The sequence below is a fragment of the Cryobacterium sp. 10I1 genome (assembly GCF_035019805.1).
In the GTDB taxonomy this organism is placed as follows: Bacteria; Actinomycetota; Actinomycetes; order Actinomycetales; family Microbacteriaceae; genus Cryobacterium; species Cryobacterium glucosi.
Genome location: NZ_JASJVF010000343.1, coordinates 1 through 2,856, shown reverse-complemented (window position 1 = coordinate 2,856; position 2,856 = coordinate 1). Strand labels below are relative to the sequence as shown.

Annotated in this window: 4 protein-coding genes; 3 read left to right on the top strand and 1 reads right to left on the bottom strand. The window is 70.3% G+C overall.

Annotation, left to right across the window (positions count from 1 at the left end; translation table 11 throughout):
• From QN345_RS17670 to QN345_RS17660, 3 genes are all read left to right on the top strand, one after another.
• On the top strand, positions 1–390 hold a 390-nt coding region (locus QN345_RS17670; RefSeq protein ID WP_323508986.1), incomplete at its 5' end, for a DinB family protein.
• Between the two features lie 69 nt (positions 391–459).
• A complete protein-coding gene (locus tag QN345_RS17665) occupies positions 460–1,386 on the top strand; it encodes a phosphodiesterase (RefSeq protein ID WP_322135692.1) in 927 nt (308 codons plus the stop codon).
• 23 nt (positions 1,387–1,409) lie between these two features.
• Positions 1,410–2,366: a tyrosine recombinase XerC gene (locus QN345_RS17660; protein ID WP_323508985.1), complete on the top strand. Its 957-nt coding sequence runs from the start codon at positions 1,410–1,412 to the stop codon at positions 2,364–2,366.
• Positions 2,367–2,371: 5 nt separating this feature from the next.
• On the opposite strand, the gene QN345_RS17655 is transcribed toward QN345_RS17660, so the two are convergent.
• The coding region (locus QN345_RS17655) for a M23 family metallopeptidase (RefSeq protein ID WP_323508984.1) at positions 2,372–2,856 on the bottom strand (485 nt) is incomplete at its 5' end.

The following is a 2,856-nucleotide window of genomic DNA, read 5'->3' as shown; positions in this document are numbered from 1 at the left end:
GGTCTCCGGCCCGTCGCCACTCCGACCGGCATGACCGCGCACGGCATCGTCCGACATCTCATGAACGTGGAGCGATCCTGGCTGCGCGATGTCTTCGCCGGTGAGGAGGGTCTGAGCTTCGACTGGACCGACGCGGATCCTGACGGGGAGTTCCACGTGCCGCCCGAAGTGACCATGGCCGAGCTGCTCGCCGACTATGCGGAGGAGGCGCGCCGCTGCGACGCGATCATCGCGGCAGCGAACTCGCTCGACGTCGTCTCGGTGCGCCGCAGTTTCAGCCTGCGCTGGATCCTGATTCACCTGGTCGAGGAGACCGCACGGCACGCGGGTCACCTCGACCTGTTGCGCGAACGCGCCGACGGCAGCGTCGGAGAAGACCCGCAGGACTGATCGACGCGGCCGGGGCGCCGGGGGAGTGTCGGCGCCAGGCCCTAGTCTGGAGCGGACGAAGGGTGAGTCATGAGTGGCGTTCCAGTGGGGCAGGTTCAGTTGGGCCAGTACGGGCCGGCGAGCCACGTGATCGCGCACATCAGCGACACGCACTTCCTCGGTGCCGGTAGACCCCTCTATGGCACCGTCGACACCGACACGCCCCTGCACGAGGCCCTCGCCCAGCTGGAACGTTCGGGGCAGCCGATCGACGCCCTTGTCTTCACCGGTGATATCGCCGACACCGGCGAAACGGATGCCTACCGGCGCATCCGGGACCTCGTCGAGTCCGCGGCCGACCGGCTCGGGGCCCGCGTCATCTGGGTGATGGGCAACCACGACAAACGGGCGCCCTTCCGCAGCGAACTGCTCCGCGAAACCGGGAACGGGGCATCCGCTGCCGCACCCGTCGACGCGGTGCACGACCTTGACGGACTCCGCCTGATCGCTCTCGACACGAGCGTTCCCGGCTACCACCATGGCGCGATCTCCGCCGAGCAGCTGGCCTGGCTCGCCGAGGTGCTGCGCGAACCAGCCCCGCACGGCACGCTCCTCGCCCTGCATCACCCGCCGATCCCGACCATGGTTTCCCTCATGAGCCTTCTCGAACTCCGAGACCAGGCCGGCCTGGCCGAGGTCATCGCCGGAAGTGACATCCGTGGCATCCTCGGTGGGCACCTGCACTACGCCACGACCGGGCTCTTCGCAGGCATCCCCGTCTCGGTGGCCGCGGCCACCTGCTACACCATCGACCCGAGTGCGCCTGCCCGGCAACTCACGGGTGTGCGCGGCGGCCAGTCGATCAATCTCGTGCAGGTCTATCCGGAGAGCGTCGTGCATTCGCACGTCGTGCTCGGCGACTTCGACCCCGCGACGCGTTTCGACTCCGAGTTCCTGGCCCGTATCGAGGCGATGAGCCCCGACGAGCGGACCGAGGCCTTCTCACGCCAGGCGTGAATGCGCCGGCGGGCGGCGGGCGGATGCCCCTCGCAGCCCTTCTCGAGGACTTCACCGTCTACCTGGCGGCGGAGCGTGGCTTCTCGCCGAATACCGTCCGGGCCTACCGGACGGATCTCCGCGGTCTCCTCGGCTTCGCCGACGGTCGTGGGGTCGCCGATGCCGAGGGGCTGTCCCTGGACCTGCTGCGTGACTGGCTATGGGTGGCGACCCAGGCGGGTCTCTCCAAGGCGACGATCGCGCGTCGGTCCGCCTCCGCCCGCAGCTTCACAGCCTGGTTGACCCGCACGGGCGTGAGTGCGCTCGACCCGGCCGTGCGCCTGCGCTCGCCCAAACCGGGTCGAACCCTGCCCCGGGTGATCAACCGGGCGCAGATGCAGGCCCTTCTCGATCACCTCGAGCTGCGAGCCAGGGCCGGCGGTCCGCACGAGTTGCGCGACCAGGCCATCGTCGAACTGCTCTATGCTTCCGGGCTGCGCGTGTCCGAGCTCGTCGGTCTCGACGTCCCGGATGTCGATCTCTCCCAGCTCACCGTGCGCGTGACCGGCAAGGGGTCCAAGGAACGAGTCGTTCCCTTCGGCGTTCCCGCCCAGCGTGCACTCATCGCCTACCTCGAGCGCGCCCGCCCGGTGCTGCTCGCCGCAGCGGAGGAACCCGCCGGGAGCACCACGGTGGGTTCCGTCTCGAGCTCGGCAGGACGCCCCGCTGCGCTGTTCCTCGCGACCCACCGACGCCGCATCGGAGTGCGGGCCGTATACCGCCTGGTCGCAGGGCTCCTCGCCGAGATCCCCGGCAACGGTCCCGCCGGGCCGCACGCCCTGCGCCACACGGCGGCGACCCACCTGCTCGACGGCGGGGCCGACCTGCGCGCCGTGCAGGAACTTCTCGGTCACGCGAGCCTCGGCACGACCCAGATCTACACCCACGTCTCCGCGGAACGTTTGCGGCAGAGCTACCAGAACGCTCACCCGCGGGCCTGAGCAGGTCACGCGTCCCGGAGAATCGCTCGCCAGAGCAGGTTTGCACGTGCGCTTCGCCGGGAGTCCCCTCGCACCGTGAGCAGGGCGGCCGACTCTGTCGGCAGCAGCACGGCATGTGGGACGCCGCCGAGGTACCGCATCGGCGACACGTACCGGCCGGAGAGCCGCGCGCCGAGGTGCAGGCAGCCGTCGCCGCAGTGGCCACCGGTCGCCACGTGGCCGATGAGCTGGCCGCGGCGCACGGGGTCCCCTGACGCGACAAGCGCCGTGACCGGTTCCAGGCTCGAGACGAGGCCCCCGGCGTGGCTGAGGGAAATCGCGGGTCGGTCGACGACGATCTGGGCGAAGGTCACCGTGCCGTCGGCAACGGCATAGACCGGCTCGCCCGGGTGCGCGGCCAGGTCGATTCCCCTGTGCCCGTCGGCGTACTGGGTGAGAGGCGCCCGGAACCCCCGCACCACGGCATGCGGAATCGCGAGCGGCCACTCCC

Bases quoted from the DNA above. Each gene is read 5' to 3' on its own strand.
- QN345_RS17660 (WP_323508985.1), top strand. From the start codon at position 1,410: ATGCCCCTCGCAGCCCTTCTCGAGGACTTCACCGTCTACCTGGCGGCG.
- QN345_RS17665 (WP_322135692.1), top strand. From the start codon at position 460: ATGAGTGGCGTTCCAGTGGGGCAGGTTCAGTTGGGCCAGTACGGGCCG.